At 64.1% G+C, this 22,968-nt stretch carries 22 protein-coding genes; 9 read left to right on the forward strand and 13 right to left on the reverse strand.

Going from position 1 to position 22,968, the window contains the following annotated elements; all coding sequences use genetic code 11:
- The first annotated feature begins 54 nt into the window (after positions 1–54).
- Positions 55–1,557 carry a pyruvate kinase gene (locus ABQF30_RS21570; RefSeq protein WP_448467541.1) on the forward strand — a complete coding sequence of 501 codons (1,503 nt, stop codon included), beginning with the start codon at positions 55–57 and terminating at the stop codon, positions 1,555–1,557.
- A 106-nt stretch (positions 1,558–1,663) separates the two neighbouring features.
- Positions 1,664–2,797: a hypothetical protein gene (locus ABQF30_RS21575; RefSeq protein WP_448467543.1), complete on the forward strand. Its 1,134-nt coding sequence runs from the start codon at positions 1,664–1,666 to the stop codon at positions 2,795–2,797.
- Between the two features lie 92 nt (positions 2,798–2,889).
- Here the strand turns inward: ABQF30_RS21575 and ABQF30_RS21580 are convergent, their stop codons facing one another.
- From ABQF30_RS21580 to ABQF30_RS21595, 4 genes are all read right to left on the reverse strand, one after another.
- A complete protein-coding gene (locus ABQF30_RS21580) occupies positions 2,890–3,270 on the reverse strand; it encodes an ArsR/SmtB family transcription factor (RefSeq protein ID WP_448467545.1) in 381 nt (126 codons plus the stop codon).
- The gene (locus ABQF30_RS21585; protein ID WP_448467547.1) at positions 3,206–4,534 is read right to left on the reverse strand and encodes an MFS transporter; all 1,329 of its coding nucleotides are present in this window, start codon (positions 4,532–4,534) and stop codon (positions 3,206–3,208) included. Before ABQF30_RS21585 ends, ABQF30_RS21580 begins: the two co-directional genes overlap by 65 nt.
- Positions 4,535–4,641: 107 nt before the next feature.
- Positions 4,642–6,003: a cytochrome P450 gene (locus ABQF30_RS21590; RefSeq protein ID WP_448467549.1), complete on the reverse strand. Its 1,362-nt coding sequence runs from the start codon at positions 6,001–6,003 to the stop codon at positions 4,642–4,644.
- A gap of 88 nt (positions 6,004–6,091) precedes the next feature.
- On the reverse strand, positions 6,092–6,385 hold the full coding sequence (locus ABQF30_RS21595; RefSeq protein WP_448467551.1) for a DUF4193 domain-containing protein: 294 nt from the start codon (positions 6,383–6,385) through the stop codon (positions 6,092–6,094).
- 321 nt (positions 6,386–6,706) lie between these two features.
- Here ABQF30_RS21595 and ABQF30_RS21600 point away from each other — a divergent pair, with 321 nt between their 5' ends.
- On the forward strand, positions 6,707–9,676 hold the full coding sequence (locus ABQF30_RS21600) for a PQQ-dependent sugar dehydrogenase (RefSeq protein WP_448467553.1): 2,970 nt from the start codon (positions 6,707–6,709) through the stop codon (positions 9,674–9,676).
- A 19-nt stretch (positions 9,677–9,695) separates the two neighbouring features.
- Entirely contained in the window at positions 9,696–9,992 is a 297-nt protein-coding gene (locus ABQF30_RS21605) for a hypothetical protein (protein ID WP_448467555.1), read from the forward strand.
- A gap of 12 nt (positions 9,993–10,004) precedes the next feature.
- Here the strand turns inward: ABQF30_RS21605 and ABQF30_RS21610 are convergent, their stop codons facing one another.
- The 3 genes from ABQF30_RS21610 to ABQF30_RS21620 are packed head-to-tail and all read right to left on the reverse strand — an operon-like array spanning position 10,005 to position 11,027.
- Positions 10,005–10,394, reverse strand: coding sequence for a VOC family protein (locus ABQF30_RS21610; protein ID WP_448467557.1), 390 nt, complete (start codon positions 10,392–10,394; stop codon positions 10,005–10,007).
- Between the two features lies 1 nt (position 10,395).
- Entirely contained in the window at positions 10,396–10,674 is a 279-nt protein-coding gene (locus ABQF30_RS21615; protein WP_448467559.1) for an ArsR/SmtB family transcription factor, read from the reverse strand.
- A 59-nt stretch (positions 10,675–10,733) separates the two neighbouring features.
- Positions 10,734–11,027, reverse strand: coding sequence for a hypothetical protein (locus ABQF30_RS21620; protein WP_448467561.1), 294 nt, complete (start codon positions 11,025–11,027; stop codon positions 10,734–10,736).
- Between the two features lie 673 nt (positions 11,028–11,700).
- On the opposite strand from ABQF30_RS21620, the gene ABQF30_RS21625 reads away from it, so the two are divergent.
- Positions 11,701–12,972 (forward strand): hypothetical protein, encoded by a 1,272-nt coding sequence (locus ABQF30_RS21625; RefSeq protein WP_448467563.1) that lies wholly within the window; start codon positions 11,701–11,703, stop codon positions 12,970–12,972.
- Positions 12,973–13,036: 64 nt separating this feature from the next.
- On the opposite strand, the gene ABQF30_RS21630 is transcribed toward ABQF30_RS21625, so the two are convergent.
- The 4 genes from ABQF30_RS21630 to ABQF30_RS21645 all read right to left on the reverse strand — a co-directional run bounded on the left by ABQF30_RS21630 (position 13,037) and on the right by ABQF30_RS21645 (position 16,920).
- Positions 13,037–13,891, reverse strand: coding sequence for an alpha/beta fold hydrolase (locus ABQF30_RS21630; protein WP_448467565.1), 855 nt, complete (start codon positions 13,889–13,891; stop codon positions 13,037–13,039).
- A 12-nt stretch (positions 13,892–13,903) separates the two neighbouring features.
- Entirely contained in the window at positions 13,904–14,596 is a 693-nt protein-coding gene (locus tag ABQF30_RS21635; RefSeq protein ID WP_448467567.1) for a class I SAM-dependent methyltransferase, read from the reverse strand.
- Positions 14,597–14,659: 63 nt separating this feature from the next.
- On the reverse strand, positions 14,660–15,556 hold the full coding sequence (locus ABQF30_RS21640; protein WP_448467569.1) for a YjiK family protein: 897 nt from the start codon (positions 15,554–15,556) through the stop codon (positions 14,660–14,662).
- 2 nt (positions 15,557–15,558) lie between these two features.
- On the reverse strand, positions 15,559–16,920 hold the full coding sequence (locus ABQF30_RS21645) for an alpha/beta hydrolase (protein ID WP_448467571.1): 1,362 nt from the start codon (positions 16,918–16,920) through the stop codon (positions 15,559–15,561).
- 248 nt (positions 16,921–17,168) lie between these two features.
- On the opposite strand from ABQF30_RS21645, the gene ABQF30_RS21650 reads away from it, so the two are divergent.
- Positions 17,169–18,650 carry an amino acid ABC transporter substrate-binding protein/permease gene (locus ABQF30_RS21650; RefSeq protein WP_448467573.1) on the forward strand — a complete coding sequence of 494 codons (1,482 nt, stop codon included), beginning with the start codon at positions 17,169–17,171 and terminating at the stop codon, positions 18,648–18,650.
- A complete protein-coding gene (locus ABQF30_RS21655; RefSeq protein ID WP_448467575.1) occupies positions 18,647–19,420 on the forward strand; it encodes an amino acid ABC transporter ATP-binding protein in 774 nt (257 codons plus the stop codon). The genes ABQF30_RS21650 and ABQF30_RS21655 overlap by 4 nt, the downstream gene beginning before the upstream one ends.
- A 16-nt stretch (positions 19,421–19,436) precedes the next feature.
- Here ABQF30_RS21655 and ABQF30_RS21660 read toward each other — a convergent pair whose 3' ends face one another.
- On the reverse strand, positions 19,437–20,039 hold the full coding sequence (locus ABQF30_RS21660; RefSeq protein WP_448467577.1) for a TetR/AcrR family transcriptional regulator: 603 nt from the start codon (positions 20,037–20,039) through the stop codon (positions 19,437–19,439).
- A gap of 104 nt (positions 20,040–20,143) precedes the next feature.
- Between ABQF30_RS21660 and ABQF30_RS21665 the strand changes: the two genes are divergently transcribed.
- Entirely contained in the window at positions 20,144–20,998 is an 855-nt protein-coding gene (locus ABQF30_RS21665; protein ID WP_448467579.1) for an alpha/beta fold hydrolase, read from the forward strand.
- Positions 20,999–21,010: 12 nt separating this feature from the next.
- Here the strand turns inward: ABQF30_RS21665 and ABQF30_RS21670 are convergent, their stop codons facing one another.
- On the reverse strand, positions 21,011–21,709 hold the full coding sequence (locus ABQF30_RS21670; RefSeq protein WP_448467581.1) for a DUF3060 domain-containing protein: 699 nt from the start codon (positions 21,707–21,709) through the stop codon (positions 21,011–21,013).
- Between the two features lie 240 nt (positions 21,710–21,949).
- Between ABQF30_RS21670 and ABQF30_RS21675 the strand changes: the two genes are divergently transcribed.
- On the forward strand, positions 21,950–22,813 hold the full coding sequence (locus ABQF30_RS21675) for a peptidoglycan recognition protein family protein (protein ID WP_448467583.1): 864 nt from the start codon (positions 21,950–21,952) through the stop codon (positions 22,811–22,813).
- Positions 22,814–22,968 lie beyond the last annotated feature (155 nt).

Raw genomic sequence — 22,968 nt, forward strand, 5'->3', positions numbered from 1 at the left:
ACGCGTGCCGTCGCATGTTGTTTGAGCGCCGGCGGCCAGGGCAAATCAATGCTCATGGCACCCGACACGGAAACCAAGGCCGACTTCGACGAACTTCGCCGCGACGTCGACGCGCTGCTCGACAGGCTCGATGACGCGGAGCGGCAATGGTCGTCGTGGATTGAGCGCACCGCGCCCGAGCATCGCCGCAGCGCGATCAATCTTGCGCACTACTGGGCGATCAGGCAGTCGGACCTGCGCGACTTGCAAAGCCGCCTGGCCGAGCTGGGATTGTCGTCACTCGGCCGCAGTGAGGCGCATGTGCAGGCCACGCTCAAACTGGTTTCGGCGGCGCTCAAGTCGATGGCGGGTAGGGCCTATGTGCCGCCCGATAACGTCGCGGTGGGAGTCAAAGAAGGCGCGGAACTCCTTGCGCGCAACGCCGCCGACCTCCTCGGCCCGTCTCCCAGCGACCGCGGTGTGCGGATCATGGTGACGTTGCCATCGGAGGCGGCTGATGACACGGCTCTCGTCGCCGATCTCGTCAAGCACGGTATGAACGTCGCCCGCATCAACTGCGCGCACGACGACGCGGCCGCATGGCGCGCCATGGCCTCCAACGTGCGGGAGGCAAACCCATCCTGCACCGTCGCAATGGATCTCGCCGGACCGAAGCTGCGCACAGGTCCGCTGGAAGGCGAAGACGACAGCCTGCGACTGCAGAACGGCGACGTTCTGCGATTGACCCGCGACTGCTCACCGGCGCCCACCGAAACCGACACGCCGCGGATCGGTTGCACGCTGCCCGAAGTGTTCGACCATGCGCGAACAGGGCAGCGAGTGTTCTTCGACGACGGCAAGCTGGGCGGCACCATCGTCAAGGCCCAGCCCGACACTCTTGAGGTGCGTATCGAGCACCCGACACTGAAACCGGCAAAACTCAAGGGAGGCAAAGGCATCAACGTGCCTGACACGGAGTTGCCCATCTCGGCGCTGACCGACAAGGACATCCAGGATCTCCGCATTGTCGCCGAAGTGGCTGACGTGGTGGAGTTTTCGTTCGTCGGCACGCCGGGCGACATCGATAGGCTCTTCGCCGAGTTGGACCGGATCGGTGCCGACCACTTGGGCGTCGTGCTGAAGATCGAAACCCGCCCGGCCTTCGAGAATCTGCCGCAACTGGTGATGGCGGCCATGGCGAGGCGCAAGGTGGGCGTGATGATTGCGCGCGGCGACCTTGCCGTCGAGGTCGGCTACGAACGGATGGCCGAATTACAGGAGGAGGTGCTGTGGTTGTGTGAAGCCGCTCATCTGCCTGCCATCTGGGCGACCCAGGTGCTCGAACAGTTGGCCAAGAAGGGCCGACCGGCGCGATCCGAGGTCAGCGACGCATCGATGGGTGTCCGCGCTGAGTGCGTGATGCTCAACAAAGGCCCGTATATCGTCGACGCCGTGCGCACGCTGGCCAGCATTCTGGATCGCATGGAAGAGCACCTGTACAAGAAGAACACCCTGCTGCGTACCCTGCGGTCCTGGCGGCCCGGCCCGACCTCGCGTGCCACGAATCCCGACTTCTGAACCGCACTTGGGAAGATGAACGTTCTGTGCTTGTCCTGCCCGGGGTGTGCGCCCCGGGTTACAGTTCGGCTTGGTCTTCAGCAAATTCGGAGGATTGGGGTTGCGCATGGACATCTCGGTACGCCCGTGGTTCACCACGGGAGTTGCGCTCGTCGGCGCGAGTGCGGTGGCGATGGCACCGGTCTCGCCGTCGTGGCCGGTGGAGGACGTACATGTTGCAACGAAAGCGATCTCGTCTGAGGTTCAACTCACCGACATCGAGATCCCCTACATCCTGACGCTGCCGATCGTGCGGCAGTCCCTCCGCAACTGGGCCGAGAACTGGGCGGTTTACCTCTCCGGGCTTGCCCAGGCCGGCATCGGGTTGGTTGAGTCTCTGGTGGCCATCCCCGGGGTTACCGTGGAGATCATTCAGGAGCTGCTCAACCTCGACTTCGTCGGAGCCCTTGAGACATTCGGGGAGGCAGTGCGTGATTCGGTGATCGCCGTTGGGCAGCCGCTATTGGACTCGGTGATCTGGCGCAACCAGAAGTACCTCTTGGTGGAGGCGGCGTTGTCGGAGGCGCGGCCCCAAGCGATCATCGACGTGGCCAACGGATTCCTTGATGCCGGTGGCGGAGTCGCGACGGCGTTCATTCAGGGCACGCAAGACTTGGTTGCCGCCGTCCTTACCTTCAATCTGAGCAACATCGCCGATGCCACCATCGATGGAACGCGGAACTTTCTGATCTCCCTCGGTGACGGCGCTGGGGCGATCATCGACGGTATCGAATCCGCGCAGCGGGGGATCGCCGATGCGCTCGCCACCGAGCCGCCACCCCCGCCCACCTTCGACAACTCTGAATTGCGCACCCCCGCAGTCAATGCGACGTTGGCTCTCGCCGCGCCGTTCAAGTCCGTCGCCCTCGGCGCCCCCGCCGGGTCCGAGAAGCAGACGACGGTCGGCACCGCCGTGGTTGACGCCGCGACCGGGCCAGAAGCAGTGGATGAGCCCAAACCCATTGCGGAGAGCGATGTTTCACCAGGGTTGGATGCTGAAACGGACTCAGTTGACGCACCGAAGAAGCCGGTCCGCGCGACCCCGGTCAAGGATGCGGTGAAGCGGGTGGAGACGACGGTCAAGCGCCTGAGCGACCGGGCGACCGCCGGCGTCAAGAAGGACACCAAGGATAAGGACACCGAGAATAAGAGGGATGGCGGCGCCGACACGAAACCTGCGTCGGATGCCGGAGACGAGTAGGTTCACGTCTTTCGTTTGGACTCAGAGCATTCGGACGAGATGCCCGGCCTCCGATGGACGCCCAGAACGCGCTTACCGGCAACGGTGGACCACTAGGGGTGCGCGGGTTCCCCGGTGACACGGTGGTCGGCATGGTTGAGGCCTTCCTGCACCAAGCGGGTGAGGTGGCCGTCGGCCAGCCGGTAGATGATGTGACGGCCGTCGCGGCGGGTGGCTACCAGTCCGGCAAAGCGCAGTTTGGCCAGGTGCTGGCTGATCGAGGTTCGAGTGGCGCCGGTAGCGGCAGTGAGTGCGGCGACGTCGGATTCGCCTTGGGCCAGTAGCCACAGCAGGTGCAGTCGGGTGGAGTCGGCCAACATGCGGAATAGGTCGCTGGCGGTGTCGAGGCGCTGTTGGTCGGGCTCGATGTCATGGCGCAGACTGGCCCGCGGCGACAGGGTCGGTAGCGGTTCGCGTGGTGCTGTTGGAGTCATCTGCATCACCTTCTTGCTGACCGGCCGCACCCGTGGCCGGCCGCCAGAGCGTGAGCGAGATCGCTGCGGCGAGTGTAGCGACCACGGCTTGCAGCAGCGCGGCAACGGTTTGACCCAGTGTGGCGCCCACCCACCCGGCGATGGGATAGGTGAGCAGGAAACACGCGTGCGACAGCGAGAATTGGGCGGTGAACACCGCAGTGCGGTTGTCGACTGTCGAGTTGCGGCGCAGCAGCCGCGCCGACGGGGTGTTGACCATCGAGGTCGCTGCGCCCAGCACCACCCACAACCCACCGAGGGCGACCCAGCCTGCTGGCGGGGCCGGATTACTCACGACGAACAGGGTGGTGGCGGCCAGGCCGGCCGCGGCGATCATCCCGCCGGCGAGCATCACCGGCAGGTCGCTCATCGTGCGCAGCAGCCTGGGTACGGTCAGCGCGACGATCATCGACCCGCCGCCGTAGCAGGCGAGCGCCACGGCGAGCCCGGACTGCGGTGCGCTGAGCAGGTCACGCACGTAGACGACGGTGTTGACCACCACCAGCCCGGTCGCCGCACCGACCGCGAGATTCAACGCGAGCAGTACCCGCAACTCCTGGTGAGCGCCCATCACTCGCACCCCTACGAGGATCCGGTCGCGCAGCAGGGCGGGCCGCGCGGGCACAGGCATCGCCGGGAGTCGGCTCCATAGCACCAGCGCCCCGGAGGCGGTGAAACCGGCCACGGTGCCCATGAACAGGGAGTGATACGACATCACCGTCAGCAGCGCGGCGGCCAGCATCGGGCTCAACAAAGATTCCAAGTCATAGGCCAGTCGTGACATCGACAGCGCCTGGGTGTAGTCGTCCTCGTCGACCAGCACCGAGGGGATCACCGACTGAAACGCCGGGGTGAATGTGGCCGAGGCGGCCTGAAGTACGAAAACCAGCACATAGATGTGCCACACCGCATCGACGAACGGCAGCATCAACGCCACGCTGCCGCGCACCACGTCGGTGCCCACCAACAGTGCCCGGCGCGAGATGCGGTCGGTGATCGCCGCCATCAGCGGTGCCACCGTCACATAGGCGACCATCTTGATCGCCAGGGCGGTGCCCAGCACCGCACCCGCGTTACTGCCCGCCAGGTCATAGGCCAACAGACCCAGCGCGACCGTCAACAGGCCGGTGCCCACCAGGGCCACGGCCTGCGCAGCGAACAATCGCCGAAACACCTTGTTGGCCAACGCACCCGACAGCCACCGTGGGTTCGAAGCCTCTGGCATGCCTCCTTTCTACACTCATGTGCGCAATTGCGCACATGTATGTATTTGGTGGAGGCTGCACCTCCTCCGCCTCACGGCAATGCTGAGGTAGGTGTTTCGCGAGTAAGTCAGTCGATGACCGCAGCAGCCTTGCGCACGGTGATCGGCGACGCGAGTTCCTGGTCGTCGCAGATGCGCTGCAGTTTCTCCAAAGTGGCATCAAGGCCCGGTCCGAGCCGGGGGCCGGGGCTGAAAGTGGCGGGCAGGTGTTGCATGCCCTGGATCACGCCGATGGTCTGGTAGTGCACCGTGCCCGCCGGATCGCAGCGGAAGTCGGGCATCCGGTCGAGCACCCCGGTGAGCATAGACTTGAAGACCATTCGGGCGACGTTCGAGCCGATGCAGCGGTGTACCCCGAGTCCGAAACTGAAGTGACGGTTGCCTGTTCGGTCCAGCATGACCACGTTGGGGTTCTCGAACAGCTCGGGGTCTCGGTTCGCCATCGCCCACGACAACCAAAGCCGCTCACCCTCTTTGAGGGTGACACCGTCCAGCTCGATGTCGCCGGCGACTGTGCGGCCGTCGCCCGGTGCCGGGGTGAAGAACCGCAGAAACTCTTCGGTGGCGCTGTGCAGCAACGTGTCTCGATCCCGGCTGAGTCGTTCGCGTTGATCGGGGTGTTGGGACAGCCATTCCAAGGTGTGCGCGGTCAGCGCTGTCGTGGTGTCGAATCCGCCACCGATGAGAAGCATGAGCATGCCGAGAATCTCGTGATCGGGTGCAGGCTGGCCGTCGACGCGCATCCGGACCATGGCGTCGATCAGACCAGGCCGCGGCGTCTCGCGGATGACGGCGACATGGCCCATCATGTGCACCGCCGAGGCGATAGACAGGTCGAAGATGCGTTTGGCGTCCGGGGAATCGGCGGGCGTGTACACCGACGCGTGGGCGGGTTCGCAGTAAATCTCCCACTCGTTGAGCGGTACGCCCAACAGCCCCAACGTCAGTACGGCGGGGACGATGTTCGCGAGGTCGTCGACGAAGTCGATGCTGCCCGTTTCGATCTTCTCGTCCAGGCACGCCTTGACGAGTTCGTCGACGACGGGGACCCACCGTTGTACGGCGGCCGGCGACAAGTACCCGTTGAGCGGTGTGCGGTAGGTCCGGTGTCCTGGTTCGTCCATTTCCAGAATGCCGGCGCGGAACGGTGTGCTGGAGTCTGCAGTCGGGATAGTGATTCCGCGGTAGCCGTTGCGTTCGCCGCTGATGTCGTGATCATTCGAGATATGCGGGCACCGTGCCAGTTCGAAGACGGCCTTACTGCCCGCGGCCACCCAGTGCCCGCCGTAGGTGTCCGTCCATGCGAGTGGGCACGATCCGAGCATCTCCGAGGTGACCGCCTCGAATTGGTCCCGATACTGCGGAGTGTGGCGGTCGAAGTGGTACGCGTGATTGGTCAGACGCGCATCTGCCGTGGCGTGGTCGGTCATCCGCGTTCGTTCCCCCGTCGCTGCCGGTCTGCAGCTCGAGAATAGGAACTACGCGGCGTGACGTTGGGCGGTTTTGCCGAACCGCTCGTCAGACGCAGTCGATGCAGACCTGCTCGTTGCCGCGCTGCAGGGCCAATCGGTTGTGGTGTTGCACCAAGAAGCAACTCGAGCAGGTGAATTCATCCGCCTGCTTCGGGATGACCCGTACCGAAAGCTCCTCACCGGAGAGGTCCGCATCGGGCAGGTCGAACGAATCGACCACCTCGTCTTCGTCGATCACCGCAGTATCGGCAGACGCGCGCCGAGTAGCCAGCTCTTCGAGTGACTCGTCGGTAGCCTCGTCGGTTTCCTTGGTACGTGGTGCGTCGTAGTCGGTAGCCATGCTGATCCTCCCTCTCCAGACCGGTGCTTGGGGAACGTCGCCGTGGCGTCCGTTGTTCCCGGTGCAAGGTACAGGTAAACCTCCCGTGAATGTGTGGCGGTGCCGGACGATGGAGATCCGGTCCGGGGGCTGGGACGGACGGCCTCTCGTCGCAGCGGCTGGGCGGTTTGCTGATATCCAATCTGCGGGTGACTACTAGTTGCCAACGAAAGTACCCGTATTTCGGCGATGGAGAATCGCCCGCGCCGCATTATCGGCGATGGAAATAATGGCGATGCGCCGATATCGGTGTGGCCACGATGTGCCTCACAGGGGTGGGTGATGACGACAGCAAAGGCGCGGGGGAAAGCGGTCGACGCAGGGCTGCAGAAGCATCAACCAGCGGTGGCCACCACGTATGCCAAACACGTTGCCCGCGTGGGGGCTTTGGCCGTCGCCCTGGGCGTCGGCGGTGCCCTCGCCACCACACCCGGCGTGGCCTGGGCCGAGGATTCGGCCTCGGCTGAATCGTCGGAGTCCGGTCCAACGGAATCGAATGCGCAAACCGCCGAGACGGATACCGCATCGACCGAACCGGACACATTGCCGCCATCCCCATCCGAATCGGGTGCGTCCGAACCGACCACCGGTAAATCACGCCAATCCGCCGACGATAACTCGACGTCGCGTCAGAAAATTGTCACGCTCGACGGTGGCGTGATCGTCCGGAGTTCGGGCGGTGCGCACACCGCGGGTGACGAAGAAGACATCGTCGACGAAGATGTCGCTGACGACACCGCCGAGGAAGACGCCGGCGACACCGCCGAGGACGAAGTCGAAGACACCGCCCCAGCCGACGTCGACGTCACACCGATATTGCCTGCGGCGGCACCGGTTCTTGAGAGCGATCCTCAAGACGGCTCCAGCCACAACGACGACGCGCCGTGGAAACGGCCGTTCGAGCGCATCCAGCACGCTCTAACCGCCGCGGCCGTCGATCCGCAACCGCAGGCAGATGACACCGCCTCGCTCGTCAAGCCCACGGTAAGTGCGGCCGTGACGACGGCCGAGGAGCCGCGAGCGATCACAATCCCGCCACTTCCCATCCCGGGGCCGGATTCACCCGAGCCGATCAGGAAAGCCTGGGATTGCTTCTGCAAAGTCTTCAACGAGGTCGCACCGGTCGTGCAACAGATCGGCAGCTTGGTCAACCGGATCCTTGGGCCGCTTGCCGCCGGACCGGAACCGGGCGAAACCCCCGAATCACCGGGGTTGTGGGCCGTGCTGGCGTGGGTACGCCGGCAGACCGATCAAATACTGTCCAGCCCACCGGTATCCGATGTCGTGCAGGCCGTCACCAGTTGGGGGGTGGTGAGCCTGCAGCAGGTGACCCAGTCCTGCGGGGGGCCAGTACAGGGATTGCCGCCAGACCTCGAACGCACCGTGATCGTGTCGGGACTATCCGAACCGGTGGATTTCCGTTTCCTGCCTGACGATCCGGACAACCCGGACGACGGCGGGATCCTCATCGCCGAAAAGGGCGGAGCGATCAAGCTTTACAAGGAGGGGCAAGGCACGACCACGCTTGTGACACTGCCGGCACAGACCGACTTCGAGAGCGGTATCGGGGGCATTGAGGTCGATCCGAACTTCGCGGAGAACCACTACGTCTACGTGTCGTACACCCGGGGCGACAACGTGGATGTTCTTTCGCGCCTTACTCTTTCCGGTGATTCGGCGGCCATCCTCGCCTCCGAGCTGGAGCTGGTGGCGTCGACCGAGGCGGCCGGGCCCGTGCACCACGGCGGTGAGATCTACTACCAGGACAATCCCGACGGCACCCCCGACTACATCTACTGGGCCAAGGGCGACAACTCGGTCAGCACCAATGCACAGGATCTGACCAACATCCACGGCAAGATCCTGCGAATCCATCCCGACGGATCGATCCCTACGGACAATCCCTTCTACAACACACCGGGTGCCCGACAGGAAATCTGGGCGTACGGTCTGCGCAACCCTTTCCGGTTTGACGTTGCACCGAACGGCCAGATGCTGGTGGGCGACGTCGGCGACACTGCCTGGGAAGAACTCAATGTCCTTCAGAAGGGCGCCAACTACGGTTGGCCGAACGCGGAAGGCAACTGTGTCGGCTGCGGTTACGTCGACCCCGTCTACGCGTACACCCACGCCCTCTCGCCGTCCGGGTCGGCCTCGATTGCATCTGTTCTGGTGTACACGGGCGACACCCTGGGCGAGGAATACCAGGGCAAGGTCTTCATCGCCGATTACAGCTTGGGCTGGATCAAGGTACTGACCTTCGACGAGGGCTACACGAGCTTCGTCAGCGAGCAGACGTTGGACGGGCAGGCCGGAACACCCGTGCGGCTGATTCAAGGGCCGGACGGCAACATCTACCAGTTGAACATCTACCCGGGTGAACTCTCGGTGATCGCCCCGTCCGGGGGCAACCGGGCCCCGACGGCCGTCGTGACCGCAACCCCGAGCAGTGGCGAAGCGCCTCTGACCGTCGACTTTTCGTCACAGGGATCGAGCGACCCCGATCCGAACACCACGCTCACCTACAACTGGGACTTCGGTGACGGTACGACTTCGACACAGCCCAACGCGACGAAGACCTACGCCACTGATGGCACCTACCACGTGACACTGACAGTGAGTGACGGCGAGAAGACGGGCCAGGCCACTCAGACAGTCACCGTGGGAACCACCGCACCGTACGACGTCACTATCACGACACTGGAAGGCGAACCACTCGACAACTCGAAATACAATGCCGGTGACACCATTACGTTCAGCGCCACGGCTAAGGACGACGAACCCCTCCCGGACGATGCCTACAAGTGGACCGTGGTGTTCCATCATGCCGACCACATCCATCCGGTCGCGGACAATATCGTCAGCCAGACTGGCAGTATCGTCGTGCCGCGCGACCCGCACAATGTCGCAAACACCTGGTATGAGGTCAGACTGACGGTGACCGACAGCCGTGGCGTGTCGACGACTCAAACGGCCAACGTCTATCCCAACACCGTCACCCAGACGTTCACCGCCAGCGACCCAGACGCGACGTTCACCATCGACGGCAAGCCGTATACGGGGTCCTACACCGAAACGTCGGTCGTGGGGGTGGAGCGCGTACTCGGTGCGCCCTCACCGCAATTCGTCGACGACGGGCAACTGGTCTTCAACAACTGGTCTGATGGGGGAGCGCAAACCCACACGATCGTCACGCCGGATACCGACACCGTATACATCGTGACGTACGACAGGGTGCCGTCAGTTCTGTGAGGTAAGTACAGTCGTCGGCGTGCATGAGGATGGCCTGGATAACGAGATCGCTGACGAGATCGAACTGGACGAGTACGAGGCCGAGCTGGAGGACCAGGAGTCCAACGGCCAAGTGCTCTCGATCCGCCGCGCGAATGGCGAAGAGATCGTGACGATCGTGGCGCAGGACGACGAGTGGAACGTCGACCTCCAGCCGGGCGGTGCGGTGCTGGGGGCATTTCTCGGTTCTCGCCGTGACACCCCGGTGTGGGTCAACGCGCTCGACCACGAGATCGAGCGCGACGAGGACGGTACGTACGTCATCCGTATCGACTGACCCGTTACGGGTCTAACCGGCCTGATGGGCGATCTGGAGCAGGTTGCCGCAGGTGTCGTCGAAGACTGCGGTGGTCACCGGGCCCATGTTCACGGGCTGTTGGGTGAAGCGCACCCCGAGCCCACTCAACCGCTCATACTCCGCCTCGACGTCGGCGACGGCGAAGGACGTGAAGGGGATGCCGTCGGCGACCAGTGCCTCCTTGAACGGCTTGGCGGCCGGGTGTTCGTCGGGTTCGAGCACGAGTTCTGTGCCGTCGGGCTCCTGTGGGGACACCACGGTGATCCATCGGTGTTTACCCATCGCGACATCGTGTTTCTTTGTAAAGCCCAGGATCTCGGTATAGAACTGCAGCGCCTTGTCCTGGTCGTCGACGAGCACGCTGGTCAGATTGATTCTCACGTCATCCCTCCCGGTCCTTGAGCCACCGCGCAATGATCGGCTCCAGCGGCGTTGTGTTGATGTAGTGGAACTTGTACCGGCCCTCGCGGCGGGTCTCGACCAGCCCTGCGGCCTCTAGGACGTCGAGGTGCTGCGACACGGCCTGCCGCGACGAGCACAGTCCGTGCTTGGTCGTCAGGCGTGCGCAGATCTCGAAGAGCGTCTGTCCAGTTCGGTCGGTCAGCTCATCGAGGATGGTCCGGCGCGTGGGATCAGCCAAGGCCTTGAAGACGTCACCCACGGCTCCACGTTATGCAAGCAAACACTTGCCTGTCAAGGTTGAGAAGCTGCCGGATCCGTTCAGAGCCGGTCCATCTCCCGCGACATCATCGAGTGTTCGAGATAGCCCAGGTGGGACGGGCGGTCCCGCCGAACGGGGCGGCGCTCTGCTCGGGTCTGCCAGTGCGCCACAACGGAATTCGCAACTTGGTAGACGGTGTCGGCGATATGCCGACGACGTGGCAGCGGCATGCTCGCTGCTGTGCTGAACAGCACTTCCTGTTCGGTAATCAATACTGGCGCAGCGGTATGGGTGGCTGTCGCCGGTTTTGTGGCTCCGCGCTTGACGGCGGTAGCCGTTTTGAAAACGCTCATGTTGAACTTCCTCTGACCTCAGCGTCGGACGGTCTGGCGCTTCGATGAAAGGAACGTACGGCGGTGCTCACCACCGTTCGCGAGTAGTGAACTACCTGAGTTTGGCGTGCGGTGATGCGCGGCCAACGTGGCGTGCTCCCGCCGCTCTGGGTGCGGTCGACCGGCAAACGCTGACAACGAAATCCGTAGTTTTTGACGGTGACCGAGCCTGCCACTTGGTTGCTGATCCGGGTAAACCTACGAATACCGCCGGCACTGGCCACCGGAGTGTTCGCCGTCGCGTCTGCGGTCCGATGTTTTACACATCACACTCGATTGTCCAATGTGTGCACGCTAACTGCCCATCTGACAACGCGACGACATTACCGCTGGGTAACCGGATCACACCTATCGTCGGGCCCTTCGCTGGCAACCTGGTGGCATAGGCCGTCATATATTTGCTACTGATCGTCTGAACTGCTCGGACGTATCGCTACTTGCCGTTGCGCAATCATGTGGTATGGACGCCGAAAATCGGCATTACCAGCAAGATCACAGATGACGAGACGGCATTTGCGGAGCAGTACGAGCGTTCTGGACGCCTGAAAAAAGGTTGAGAAAATTTGCAGACAACACAACTTACTTTCAGGTAACTTCTGCGCTGACCTAAATTACGCTCCCGTAAGGAGATTCAATGCAACTCGCAGCCCGGTCGTATCTGGCCGCGGGGGTGGCACTCGTAGGTGCCAGCGCCATCGCAGTCAGCCCCGTAGCTCCGGCCGCACCGCAGGTAAATCTGCCGGTGGTTCTGACCGCTGCCGTCGATAACCCGTTGACCGTGTTCCAGCCGGTGGCAACCGCCACTCAGACGCTGATCAGCAACGTCATCGAACGCCAGACCACCAATCCCGCCCCGATCCCGCGGCAGCTCATCGCCAACGCCATCGCCCTCTCCGACGCCTACACCGCCGACCCGATCAACGTCGGTATAAAGGCCATCCAGGACGGCAAGGCCGCCGCCGCGGCCTTCGGCCCCAACCTGATCGCGCTCGGGGAGACCACATCTGCTGCCGCGACCGCGCTCAGCGCAGCCCTCAGTGAGCTGGGTGCCGGACTGCCCGAGGCGCTGCAGGTCGCAGCGGCGCTGGTCGCCGAAGGCGATGCCGGCGCCGCCCTCGATAGCTTGGTGCAGGCGGGGATGCAATCCATCATCAACATCTTGGTCTTCGCGGTGAGTCCTCAGATCAACGCCATCGGGCATGTACTCAACGTTCCGCAACCGATCATCAATGCTGCGTCAGAGGCCGCCCTTGGCACGGTGATCGGACTGGCCGCTGCAACGGTCGGTGTCGGGATGGACCTGGACGGGCAGCCGCGGGCCGTGGTGAAGCAGCTCCTCGTCGGAGCCCAGGATGTGGCGGATGCGGTCGCTTCCGGTGATCTGGTCAATGTGGTGAATGCCGTACAGCACAGCGTCGCCGACTTCACCGAGAGTGCGATCTTCCAAATCGATCAGACGATCAGCATGGGCAACTACGCCGCGGACGGCTTCGTCAACGCACTCAAGGCGATCACGCCCAAGAGCACCGTCGTGACCACCAAGTCGCTGATCGCACCGGCCCCGGTGGCCATCGAAGCGGCGACCACGGCGGACGTTGCGACGACGGCCGAGCCGGCAACCGAGGAGATCGCGACGACGGAGTCCGCTCCAGCTGTTAACGCAGACAACGCTTCTGGCGCCGAAGCTGACGGTGCAGTCGAGGCGCCGGAGACAGAGGCCGCCAAGGTGTCCACCAAGGCATCGCCGAAGGCTTCGAGCAAGGCGCACGTCAAGGGGGACAGCCCCGCCAAGACCGTCCGCGACCAGATGAAGTCGGCAGTCAAGAAGGCGACCAACGGGCTGAAGAAGAACAAGGCCGAGAAGGCAGGGGCGTCGAACGACTCTGCCAAGGGCGCCAACGAATAACCCAGCACCGCACGCAGGCCCCTTCCAAAGCACCATCGGGAGGGGCCTGCTGCGGTCAGCGACGTCAGCCCATGAACTGCTCCAGCAGGCGGGCGACGTCATCCGGCTGATCCTCGGCCAGGAAATGCGTTGCGTCGACAGCTGTTCCGGACACCTCCCGGGCCCACGCCTGCCACAGTGCCAGCGGGTCGTACCACCGACCGATCACGCCGCGGGTGCCCCACAACGCGAGCAGCGGCGCGGTGATCTTTCGTCCGGCCTCGCGGTCGGCGCGGTCGAGATCGGAATCGATGCCGAACCCGGCGCGGTAGTCCTCGCACATCGCCTGAATCGTCGGCGGACGACGCCACGACGCGCGATAGGCCTCGAGTGCCTCTGGGGCGAACGTGCTCATCTTCATCAGCGAGCCCTCGAAGAACGTGTCAGGGTCGTGGCCCATCAACGTCTCCGGATACGGGGCTGGCTGAATCAGGAAAAACCAATGCCAGTAACCGAAGCCGAACGCCTGGTCGGCCCGCTCGTACATCTCGACCGTCGGCACGATATCGAGTACCGCCACCCGCGTTACGCGCTGCGGGTGGTCCAGTGCCATCCGGTATGCCACGCGTGCGCCACGGTCGTGGCCGCAGACGGCGAACCGATCGAACCCCAGCTGCTGCATCGCTGACACGAGCTGCGCGGCCCATGCGCGTTTGGAATGCGGTGCATGATCCGCCTCGACGGGAGGCGGCTCGGAGTCTCCGTAGCCGGGCAAATCGGCTGCCACCACGGTGAAGTTCTGCGCCAGGCGAGGCGCAACCGCGTGCCACATGGCGTGCGTTTGGGGATACCCGTGCAGGAGCAGCAGTGGTGGTCCGCTGCCCCCGACCCGCGCGGCGATACCGTTCTCGGAGCGATGTACCTCGAAATCTTCGAACACCCGCACATCCTCTCAATCGGTCGCGTAGCCCACCCATCCGCGGAAGGTGAACGCTGTGTAGAAGGGGGTGACGTCGGCGAACCCTGCGTCGCGCAGCACCTGTTCATCCTCGTCGGGCGTCAGGATGTGGAGGCGAGCGTCGATCGCTGCGTGCGCGTCGGCCATGGTGGCGGCATCGATGCCCGATGCTGTTCCGAAGGCGGCGTACCGGGACAGCCACAACGCGCGGTCGTCGTCGTTGGAATACGGAAAGCTGAAGTGTGCGACCACGAACGGCGCCCCGGGCCGCAGCCGGCGGCGCACTTGTGCGGCCGTGCGCCTACGCTCGTCCGGGTCGAGAAACTGCAGGGTCAGCAAGCTGGCCGCGCCATCGAACGGCCCCGGCGGGGCGTCGTCGATGTAGCCCTCGTGCAGGCGGACGCGTGACATCAACGGTCCCAACGTGGTTTCTGCCAGCCGCAGCATTTCGGGAGCCGGGTCGACGCCGTCGAAAGTCCACTCGGGATGAGCCTGAGCGAATGTGCTGAGCTCCAGTCCGCCGCCGGCGCCCAACACCAGCACCCGGCCGCGCGCAGGCACACGCTCGGCCAGCAGTATGGCCGCCATCCGCTGCATGGCGTAGTAACCGGGCACCAGCTTCGGGGGGCGGTCCGCATACGTAGCAACGGAGTTCGGGTCTGAGAACGAATCCGAGAGCTTGTCCACCTGTCCGATGATGGGCGCCGAGAGGCGATCTGCCAAGGAAAGTTGCCAAAAAGGCAAACAGTTTCAGTGATCGATCACGGCGTAGCCGCCACGGTCATCGACGATGAGCATCTTCTTCTGGCCGCCCACGAAAAACGTCGTGATGCCTTCCGGTTTCATCGACTTGTGGAACTTCGTATCCAGGATGTGCAGATCGTTGCGATCGCGGTTCCAGACGGCCAGAAGGAACGGTTCGTCGCCGTCACTGAGGGCACGGCCGAGCAGGAGGATGAAGTCTCCGGTGTCTTCGTCGTATGAAATGTCGCGAACACCCTGCAAGCCGGCCGAACTCGGAATGCCGACATGCAGGATTGACGGCGGACCCAGCGAGGCCGTCGACCACGGGGCGCCGCCGGCGTCGACGGGTACCTCGATGAGCCGGATACAGTCAGTAACTGCGGGCCCGCGCAGACCGAACACGAGTACGCCGGCAGCCGGATCCCACGTGAGGCCTTCGATGTTCAGCCCGCCCGCGTCCGGCTTCTGTTCGTAGTGTTCAGCGCGCAGTAGATCCTGGCCGAGCAGCCAATCGCGGAAGCCGGGCATCGGTTCGGCCGGTAGATCGCCCCCGGGCGTGTAGTGGATCCGTACCAAACCGTCCCGGATGTTCCGCTTGCCGGTGACAGCCAACGACGAAGTGGCGACCAGATAGATCTCGCCGTTAGCGTCGATGCGTGCGAATCCTTCTGGATCGCCCAGTTGTGCCTCCGTCACGCCCATCAGCCGACGTCGCCGGATGTCTCGCACTTCGTCGACGCCGGCATCGAACTCCAGCTCGAAAACCGCCGTCGAGACATTGTTGTCGACGAACACGAACCGACGCGCGTCTACCTGCACCACGCCGGACGCATTGAACGGCTCGTCGTCGTTGCGGTCCCGGAACGCCGTCGGCTTGATTTTTCTCCCGCCCCGGCCGGACACGACTAGTCCTGCGGCGCGCCGGGCAGGGGCGTCGGTGGCACCTGCGGTGTGCCGATCTTGCTCGCCAGCCAGGGCAGTGCTGCGGCGAATGCTTTGCCCGCTGAGGGAAAGTCGTGGGAGCCCGAGTAACTCGACACCGAACACTCGACGCCGTGGCCACTCAGCAACGCGCACAACTTGTTCGCGTTGTCGGCGTGATCTTCGGAGTATGGATCCCAGTTGGCGATCGCCTCCGGGGGCGGAGGTGTGTTGCCGGCCGCCCGGTAGACGGTCGCGGTGTCATCCGAGACGCCGAGCCACGCCGCCATGCCCGGGTACTGGCCGTGTTCGAGGATGACGGTCTGGGGATCGAATGCCGCCCATGCCTGCGCATCCCCGCCGTAGAGCCGGGCGATGGTCTGCGCCTTCGTGCCGGTGTTGGGCCCAAGTTGGCCGTCCAGATCGACGAACGCACTGAACAACTCCGGATGGGTGACGGCGAGCGTCAGCGCACAGGTGCCGCCCGACGACCAGCCGACCAGCCCCCAGTTCGCCGCGTCGGCGCTGACGCCGAACTTCGAGACCATAAACGGCACAACCTCTTTGGTGAGGTGATCGGCGGCATTACCACGTGGGCCGTTGACACATTCGGTGTCGTTGCTGAACGAGCCGGTGGAATCGGGGAACACCATCACCGGTGCGTTGCCGTGGTGTCGCGCGGTGAACTCGTCGAGGGTCTTGAGCGCTCCGCCCGACTCGGGCCAGTCTTCGGGATGGCTGAACTCGCCGCCGAGGGCCATGACGACCGGAAGCTGGGGTGGTGGATTCGACGCGAACCAGGCCGGCGGGAGATACACCAACTCCGGTCGGTGTCTGAATCCCGACACATTGTCGGGAGTGTTTACCCGCACGAGTGTGCCGCGGGTCGGCCGCTCACCGTCGCGCTGCATCGCCGCCAGAGTCTCTTCGTCGATCAACTGGGGCGGCTCGCTGCCCGTGACCCGCTGCCAGGCGGACTGCACCGTCGGAAAGTATCCAGTCGCAGTGTTGAGGGCCAGCAAGGCACAAATCACGCTGAGGGGGACCGCGGCCACCGAGAGCGCTCGTCGCCACCACAGGGTGCCGCTCCAACTCAGAATGGCAATCGCAATGGCGAAGCCCGTCATCGCCACCCAGAACACCGAGCCCGCTGACGCTGCCCGTTCCGACCAGCCCTGGAATTTGACGAACAAACGTACGATCACCGCCAGTACCACGCCCGCGCCGAGCGCAATGGGTACCCACCGGAACAGCCACTGCGGTGACCGCCAGGCAATGGCGGCAACCAGCATCGCCAGCGTCAGAATCTGCACTGTTATCGGCAACCAGCCGCTGGTGAGGCTCATTGCACTGTCACTGCCCAGGCCTGGACCATAGGCCGATGGTAGCGGGCCGACCGTCCTCGCGGGCGGAGTCTCGGACGACGCCGGGCCCGATTGAAACTCCTTGGATTGCATGAAGGTTGTTGGGAGATCAGCTGGATAGCGCCGGTAGCTGTCCGGGTGAGCTGGGAACTGCCGCGAACGCTCCCGCTGAGATGTGGGGTGACGATACGGTGAGGCGGCCCGCACTGCCGCAATGATGGGAGTCGCACATGCGAGCCGGTTGGCCACAGCACGTTCACAATCGACGATCAGGTTCGCACACGCCTGCCCGTTTGCTCGCGCTCGTCGCGGCCCTGCTCATCGGGCTTCTGGGGACGTCGCTGCTTGCCCCGGCGACCGCGTCGGCCGAGGGCGAGACGTACGTCATCGCGACCGACATCACATTCGCACCGTTCGAATTCCAAGATGCCAGTGGCAAATTCGTGGGCATCGATATCGACCTCCTCAACGAGATCGCCGCAAACCAGAAGTTCAACGTCACCATCAAACCGCTCGGATTCGACGCGGCATTGCAAGCCGTGCAAGCCAATCAGGCCGACGGCGTCATCGCCGGCATGTCGATCACCGAGGACCGGAAGAAGGTGTTCGACTTCTCGGACCCGTACTTCGAGTCCGGCGTGCAGATGGCGGTGCTGGAGGCCAACGAGGACATCACGTCTTACGAAGACCTGCGCGGTAAGCGCGTTGCGGTGAAGAACGGAACCGAAGGCGCGGAGTTCGCCGAGTCGATCAAGGAGAAGTACGGCTTCAGCACCGTGTACTTCGCCGATTCGGCGTCGATGTTCGACGAGGTCCGCACCGGCAACTCGCAGGCCGTGTTCGAGGACTACCCGGTGTTGCAGTACGGCATCGCACAGGGCAACGGGTTCAAGAGCGTCACCCCGAAGGAGCAGGGCGCAAGCTACGGCTTCGCGGTGAACAAGGGCCGCAACGGCGAGCTGCTGCAGAAGTTCAATGCGGGTCTGGCGAGCCTCAAGGAATCCGGTCGCTACGAGGAGATCCTCGAGACCTATCTGGGTGAGGACGCGGTCGACACCGACAACTCATTCCTCGGCCTGCTCAAGAGCACGTTCCCGATCCTGATGGTCGGCCTCAAGATGACCATCATCCTGACGGTCGTCTCGATCGCCATCGCACTGGTACTCGGCATAATCTTCGGTCTGTGCCGGGTGTCGCGGCACATCTGGCTGCGCGCCATCGGCACCACCTACGTCGACATCTTCCGTGGCACACCACTTCTGGTGCAGGCGTTCTTCATCTACTTCGGCATCCCATCGGCGCTCGGCTTCCAGATGTCGGCGCTGACGGCAGGCATCATCACCCTCTCGCTCAACGCCGGCGCGTACATGACCGAAATCGTGCGCGGCGGGATTCAATCGGTGGACAAGGGCCAGATGGAGGCGTCCCGCAGCCTCGGCATCGGATACTTGCCCACGATGCGCAAAGTGATTCTGCCGCAAGCCATTCGAACCATGATCCCGTCCTACATCAACCAGTTCGTGATCACGTTGAAGGACACCTCGATCCTTTCGGTGATCGGCATCGCCGAGCTGACCCAGACCGGGCGCATCATCATCGCCCGTAACTTCCAGTCGTTCACCATGTGGCTGATCATCGGCATCATCTACTTCGTCGTCATCATGACGCTCACCAAGTTGTCTGACCGAGTTGAGAAGAGGCTCGTGAAATGACCCAGCTCGTACCGGAAGCCGCGGCGGCCGAACCCGAAGGAACCGTCAAGATCCGCATCGAGGGCCTGAAGAAGTCGTTCGGCGACCTGGTGGTCCTCGACGGAATAGACACCACCATCACCAAGGGTGAAGTCGTCTGTGTCATCGGACCTTCCGGGTCCGGCAAGTCCACGTTCCTGCGCTGCCTCAACAAGCTCGAGGACATCACCGGCGGCAAGGTCACCGTCGACGAGTTCGACCTCACCGACAAGAAGGTGGACCTCGACAAGGTCCGCCAGCACATCGGTATGGTATTCCAGCATTTCAACCTGTTCCCGCACATGACGGCGATCGAAAACGTCACGCTCGCACCGCTGCTGACGAAGAAGATGGACAAGTCCGCCGCCGAGAAGCGCGCAATGGAACTACTCGATCAGGTGGGTCTGGCGGAGAAGGCGCACGACAAGCCCGCCACCTTGTCCGGTGGCCAGAAGCAGCGCGTCGCCATTGCTCGGGCCCTGGCGATGAATCCGTCGATCATGCTGTTCGATGAGGCCACCAGCGCGCTTGACCCGGAGATGGTCGGCGATGTGCTCGAGGTGCTGCGCGCGCTGGCCGAGGGCGGGATGACGATGGTGGTCGTCACCCACGAGATGGGCTTCGCCCGCGAGGTGGCCTCCCGGGTGCTCTTCATGGCGGACGGGAAGATCGTCGAGGACGACAGCCCGGCCGAGGTGTTCGACAACCCCAAACATCCGCGACTGCAGGAGTTCCTGTCGAAAGTGCTGTGACCGTAGGCGCTTCGGCCTACCGGCCGAACAGGCCGGCGACCAAGGCCAGTGCCACTACACCCGCCTCGCGTCGAGCCTTGCTGGGGTCGTCGGCGGTCGCGATGAGCAGTGCGGCTTCGTCGAGTGCGCCGATGAGCATGGAGGCCAGGGCGTCGACAGGGAGTTCGGGTAATTCCCCGGTGGCGATGGCTGCGCTGATGCCGTCTCGCAGCACGCTGAGATAATTCCGGTTGTCGATCTCGCGCATCTGTGGGAACCCGAGCGCCGCAGGCGCTTCCAGAATGCTCACCCTGGCCACCGTGGGATCCAGGCAGCCGTCGAGGAAGGCCTCGATGCCGGCCTCGAGTTGGTCGCGCACGCGGACGTGCGCCAGGGCCGCAGGCATCACCCGCTCTGCGAGTTCCCGTTCGACGTTCTCGTACACCGCGCGGAAGACGGCTTCCTTCGTGGGGAAGTGGTAGTAGAGCGCGTTACGCGTCACGGCTGCGGCGCGCGCGATGTCGCCCGTCGACACCGCGGCATACCCCCGCTGGACGAACAACTCGCGCGCCGCCGCTACCAGGGCCGACCGCGTGGATTCGCTGCGCTGTTCCCGCCCGTCGCGAGGTGCGCCGTTCATCGGAGAATTTTAACAGCCTGTATGTATTGATGTTCGCGTTCTTTCATGTTTCCATACAGTCTGTATCTATTTTGTTGGATGCCTGATGACTGAGAGGACGCGCCATGGCCGCACTCACGTCCCGCCGCCTCGTCCAGTTGCCGTGTGGTCCGATCGGGCTGCGGGAGAGCGGCCGCGGTGTGCCCGTTGTGCTGCTGCACGGACTCGTCGCCAACGGTCGTGTCTGGCGTCATATCGCCGGCGGACTCGGTGACGACGTCAGGTGCATCGCCCCCGACCTACCGCTCGGCTCGCATTCGCCCGCCGTCCCGGATGCCGACCTGACGCTGCCCGGGTTGGCGCGCACTGTCGTCGACCTGCTCGACGCGCTCGGCATCGAGCAGGCGGTGCTGGTCGGAAATGGATACGGCGGTGACATCGCCCAGGTCGTCGCCGCGTCGAATCCGGAGCGGGTCAGCGCCCTCGTGCTCGTCGCAACCAACGCCTTCGACTCCGACCCGTGGCCGACAAAGGTTCTGACCAAGATGATCTCGCTGCCCGGGGCGGCGGCGCTACAGTCGGCCGCGATCGGATTCAAACCCTTCCAGCGACTGCCGGTCACCTACGGCGGCGCGACCAAACGAGCCATGCCGCGCGACATCATGGCCGACTATTTGCGTCCACTGCGGACAGACAATTTGGTACGCAAGGACTTTCGACGATTCCTCGAAGGGCTGTCACCCACCTACCTCGCGCGCTACTCGCCACAGTTGGCCGACTACCGACGTCCGGCGCTGATCGTCTGGCCGCGCGAGGAGCGATTCTTTCCCGCCGAAGGTGCTCGGCGACTGGCCGATACGATGCCGCGAGCGCAGCTCGTGTTCATCGACGACTCGTATGCCTGGGTGCCCGAAGACAACCCGACACCGTTGGTCGAGGAGATTGTGAAGTTTCTCGACGATCTCGCGCGCACGCCTTAGGTTTCGGCCGGATCAGCCCTGCTGGACCGTATTCGACATCCCGGAATTGCCGATCTGCGGCTGCCCGGTGTGGAACGTGACCCGGTTCTCGAAGCCCGAGACGCCGATGGTGTCGGCCGAGTCGACCGTGATGGTGTTCTGGATCCCGGAGACCGTCACGCTCGGGCAGTGACCGGTAATCTCCACGGTGTTCTCGATACCGCTGACGATTACGGCGTTCCCGTCGCACTCGATGGTCCGGTGCTCCTCGATGCCTGACACGATGACCGCCTCACCGGGCACCACGGTGGTGACGGTCTCCGGCGGGATCACCGTAGGCAGCGCCGCCGGCGGCTGCGCCGCACGGCTTTCACGGGTGTTCGTCTCACCCGCGGCGCTGCCGCCCTCAGCGGTACTCCCGGCGAACATGATGTAGGCCGCGATGCCCGCGGTGAACATGAACGCGATCACCGCTCCCAGCACCATCAGGAGGCCGCCACCGGATCTCTTGTGCTGCTGAGGCGGTGGCGCGGGGAAATGATCCGCGTAACCCGGCCACGGCGCGGCAGGTCCGGGCGGCGGCGGTGGGAAGGTGTCTGTCCACGGCCGTGTCGGTGGCGGGCGGACGAATCCCGTGTCATGTGCGGTGCCGAGCTCCGAAGCTCGCGCGGCATCTGCGAGCGGGCGTTCCAGGTCGCGGATGCGCGCCTCGGGATCGTCCTGCGTGTCCATCCGCAGATGCTCGCACATTCGGCGACCGACACGCGGGACAACTGTGCTTCGGCTCGAACGGATAGATTAGCTGTCGTGGATGGCCGCGAACGGTCGTCCGACGGCTGACAGGCCGATGTCATCATGAGGAAAAATATTGACGCATAACTGATCTGGATCAATTCGCCCGGCCCGGATGGTCACAGATGCGCGGCGTAGCATTGATGCACGCAATAGTTGCTGCAACCGAAAGGATTCACCGTGCCGCAGACGGGACCGTGGACCGGTGACCCGGTTTGGCTCGCCGACGTACTTCGGGCCGAGGGCGTCAACCTCGTCGAGTATTCCGGCTGGCGTACCCGTGGGCACGGCGACTTCAAGGACATCCGCGGTGTGATGGTGCACCACACCGGATCCGACACCGCCAGCGCTGCGTCGATAGCCACCGGTCGTCCCGATCTCGCCGGGCCGCTGTCGCAACTGCACATCGCGCGCGACGGCACGGTGACACTGGTGGCGCTCGGTGTGGCGTGGCACGCGGGCATCGGAATGTATCCGTGGATACCGACGAATATGGGCAACTGGCATCTGATCGGCATCGAGTGCGCCAACAGCGGTACCAGCCCGACGGCGCCACATCGGCAAAACTGGCCGGACGCACAATATTTCGCGCTGACCCAGTGTTGTGCAGCGATCAATCGACGCCTGGCGCAGAGTTCTTCGCGCACCATCGGACACAAGGAGTACGCGGGCCGTGCTCAGGGCAAGTGGGATCCGGGCGCCATCGACATGGACATCCTGCGGGCAGACATCCAGGAGCGGATCGGCGGGATCGACAATCCGGCTCCCACCCCGCGGCCGCCCGTCCCGGTGGGGGAGTTCGCCGACTTCCTGCTCTTCCGACCGATGGAAGGAGCCCAAGTCGCCGAACTGCAGCGCCGGCTCAACGCCGTCAACGCGGCGGGGGCTGCGGATCTCGCGGTTGACGGCATCTTCGGTCCGTTGACCGAGGCCGCCGTCAAGGCCTTCCAGCGTCGTGCCGGAGGGCTGAAGGTCGATGGCATCGTCGGCCCTGCCACCGCGGCGGCGCTGCGGCTGAGACAGGTGGCACCGGCCGCTGCCTGAGCGCGGTTTCCTACGCGAGCGTGCGGGTTCGTACGCGACTCGCCGCGTAGGCCGTATGGCTCGGCACACTCGGCGGCTGCGAGTGTGTCGGTCGTCGTTGTTCGCCAGAAATGGTGCGCTGCGCATAAGGGCCTTATCAGGGCGGTGAACAGCCG

The sequence above is a fragment of the Mycolicibacterium sp. XJ870 genome, assembly GCF_053483975.1.

Coding starts and splice junctions, on each gene's coding strand:
- ABQF30_RS21665 (WP_448467579.1), top strand. CDS start 20,144: ATGGCCGCACTCACGTCCCGCCGCCTCGTCCAGTTGCCGTGTGGTCCG.
- ABQF30_RS21645 (WP_448467571.1), bottom strand. CDS start 16,920: ATGAGCCTCACCAGCGGCTGGTTGCCGATAACAGTGCAGATTCTGACG.
- ABQF30_RS21585 (WP_448467547.1), bottom strand. CDS start 4,534: ATGCCAGAGGCTTCGAACCCACGGTGGCTGTCGGGTGCGTTGGCCAAC.
- ABQF30_RS21580 (WP_448467545.1), bottom strand. CDS start 3,270: ATGACTCCAACAGCACCACGCGAACCGCTACCGACCCTGTCGCCGCGG.
- ABQF30_RS21575 (WP_448467543.1), top strand. CDS start 1,664: ATGGACATCTCGGTACGCCCGTGGTTCACCACGGGAGTTGCGCTCGTC.
- ABQF30_RS21570 (WP_448467541.1), top strand. CDS start 55: ATGGCACCCGACACGGAAACCAAGGCCGACTTCGACGAACTTCGCCGC.
- ABQF30_RS21660 (WP_448467577.1), bottom strand. CDS start 20,039: ATGAACGGCGCACCTCGCGACGGGCGGGAACAGCGCAGCGAATCCACG.
- ABQF30_RS21655 (WP_448467575.1), top strand. CDS start 18,647: ATGACCCAGCTCGTACCGGAAGCCGCGGCGGCCGAACCCGAAGGAACC.
- ABQF30_RS21590 (WP_448467549.1), bottom strand. CDS start 6,003: ATGACCGACCACGCCACGGCAGATGCGCGTCTGACCAATCACGCGTAC.
- ABQF30_RS21600 (WP_448467553.1), top strand. CDS start 6,707: ATGACGACAGCAAAGGCGCGGGGGAAAGCGGTCGACGCAGGGCTGCAG.
- ABQF30_RS21670 (WP_448467581.1), bottom strand. CDS start 21,709: ATGGACACGCAGGACGATCCCGAGGCGCGCATCCGCGACCTGGAACGC.
- ABQF30_RS21625 (WP_448467563.1), top strand. CDS start 11,701: ATGCAACTCGCAGCCCGGTCGTATCTGGCCGCGGGGGTGGCACTCGTA.
- ABQF30_RS21595 (WP_448467551.1), bottom strand. CDS start 6,385: ATGGCTACCGACTACGACGCACCACGTACCAAGGAAACCGACGAGGCT.
- ABQF30_RS21650 (WP_448467573.1), top strand. CDS start 17,169: ATGCGAGCCGGTTGGCCACAGCACGTTCACAATCGACGATCAGGTTCG.
- ABQF30_RS21620 (WP_448467561.1), bottom strand. CDS start 11,027: ATGAGCGTTTTCAAAACGGCTACCGCCGTCAAGCGCGGAGCCACAAAA.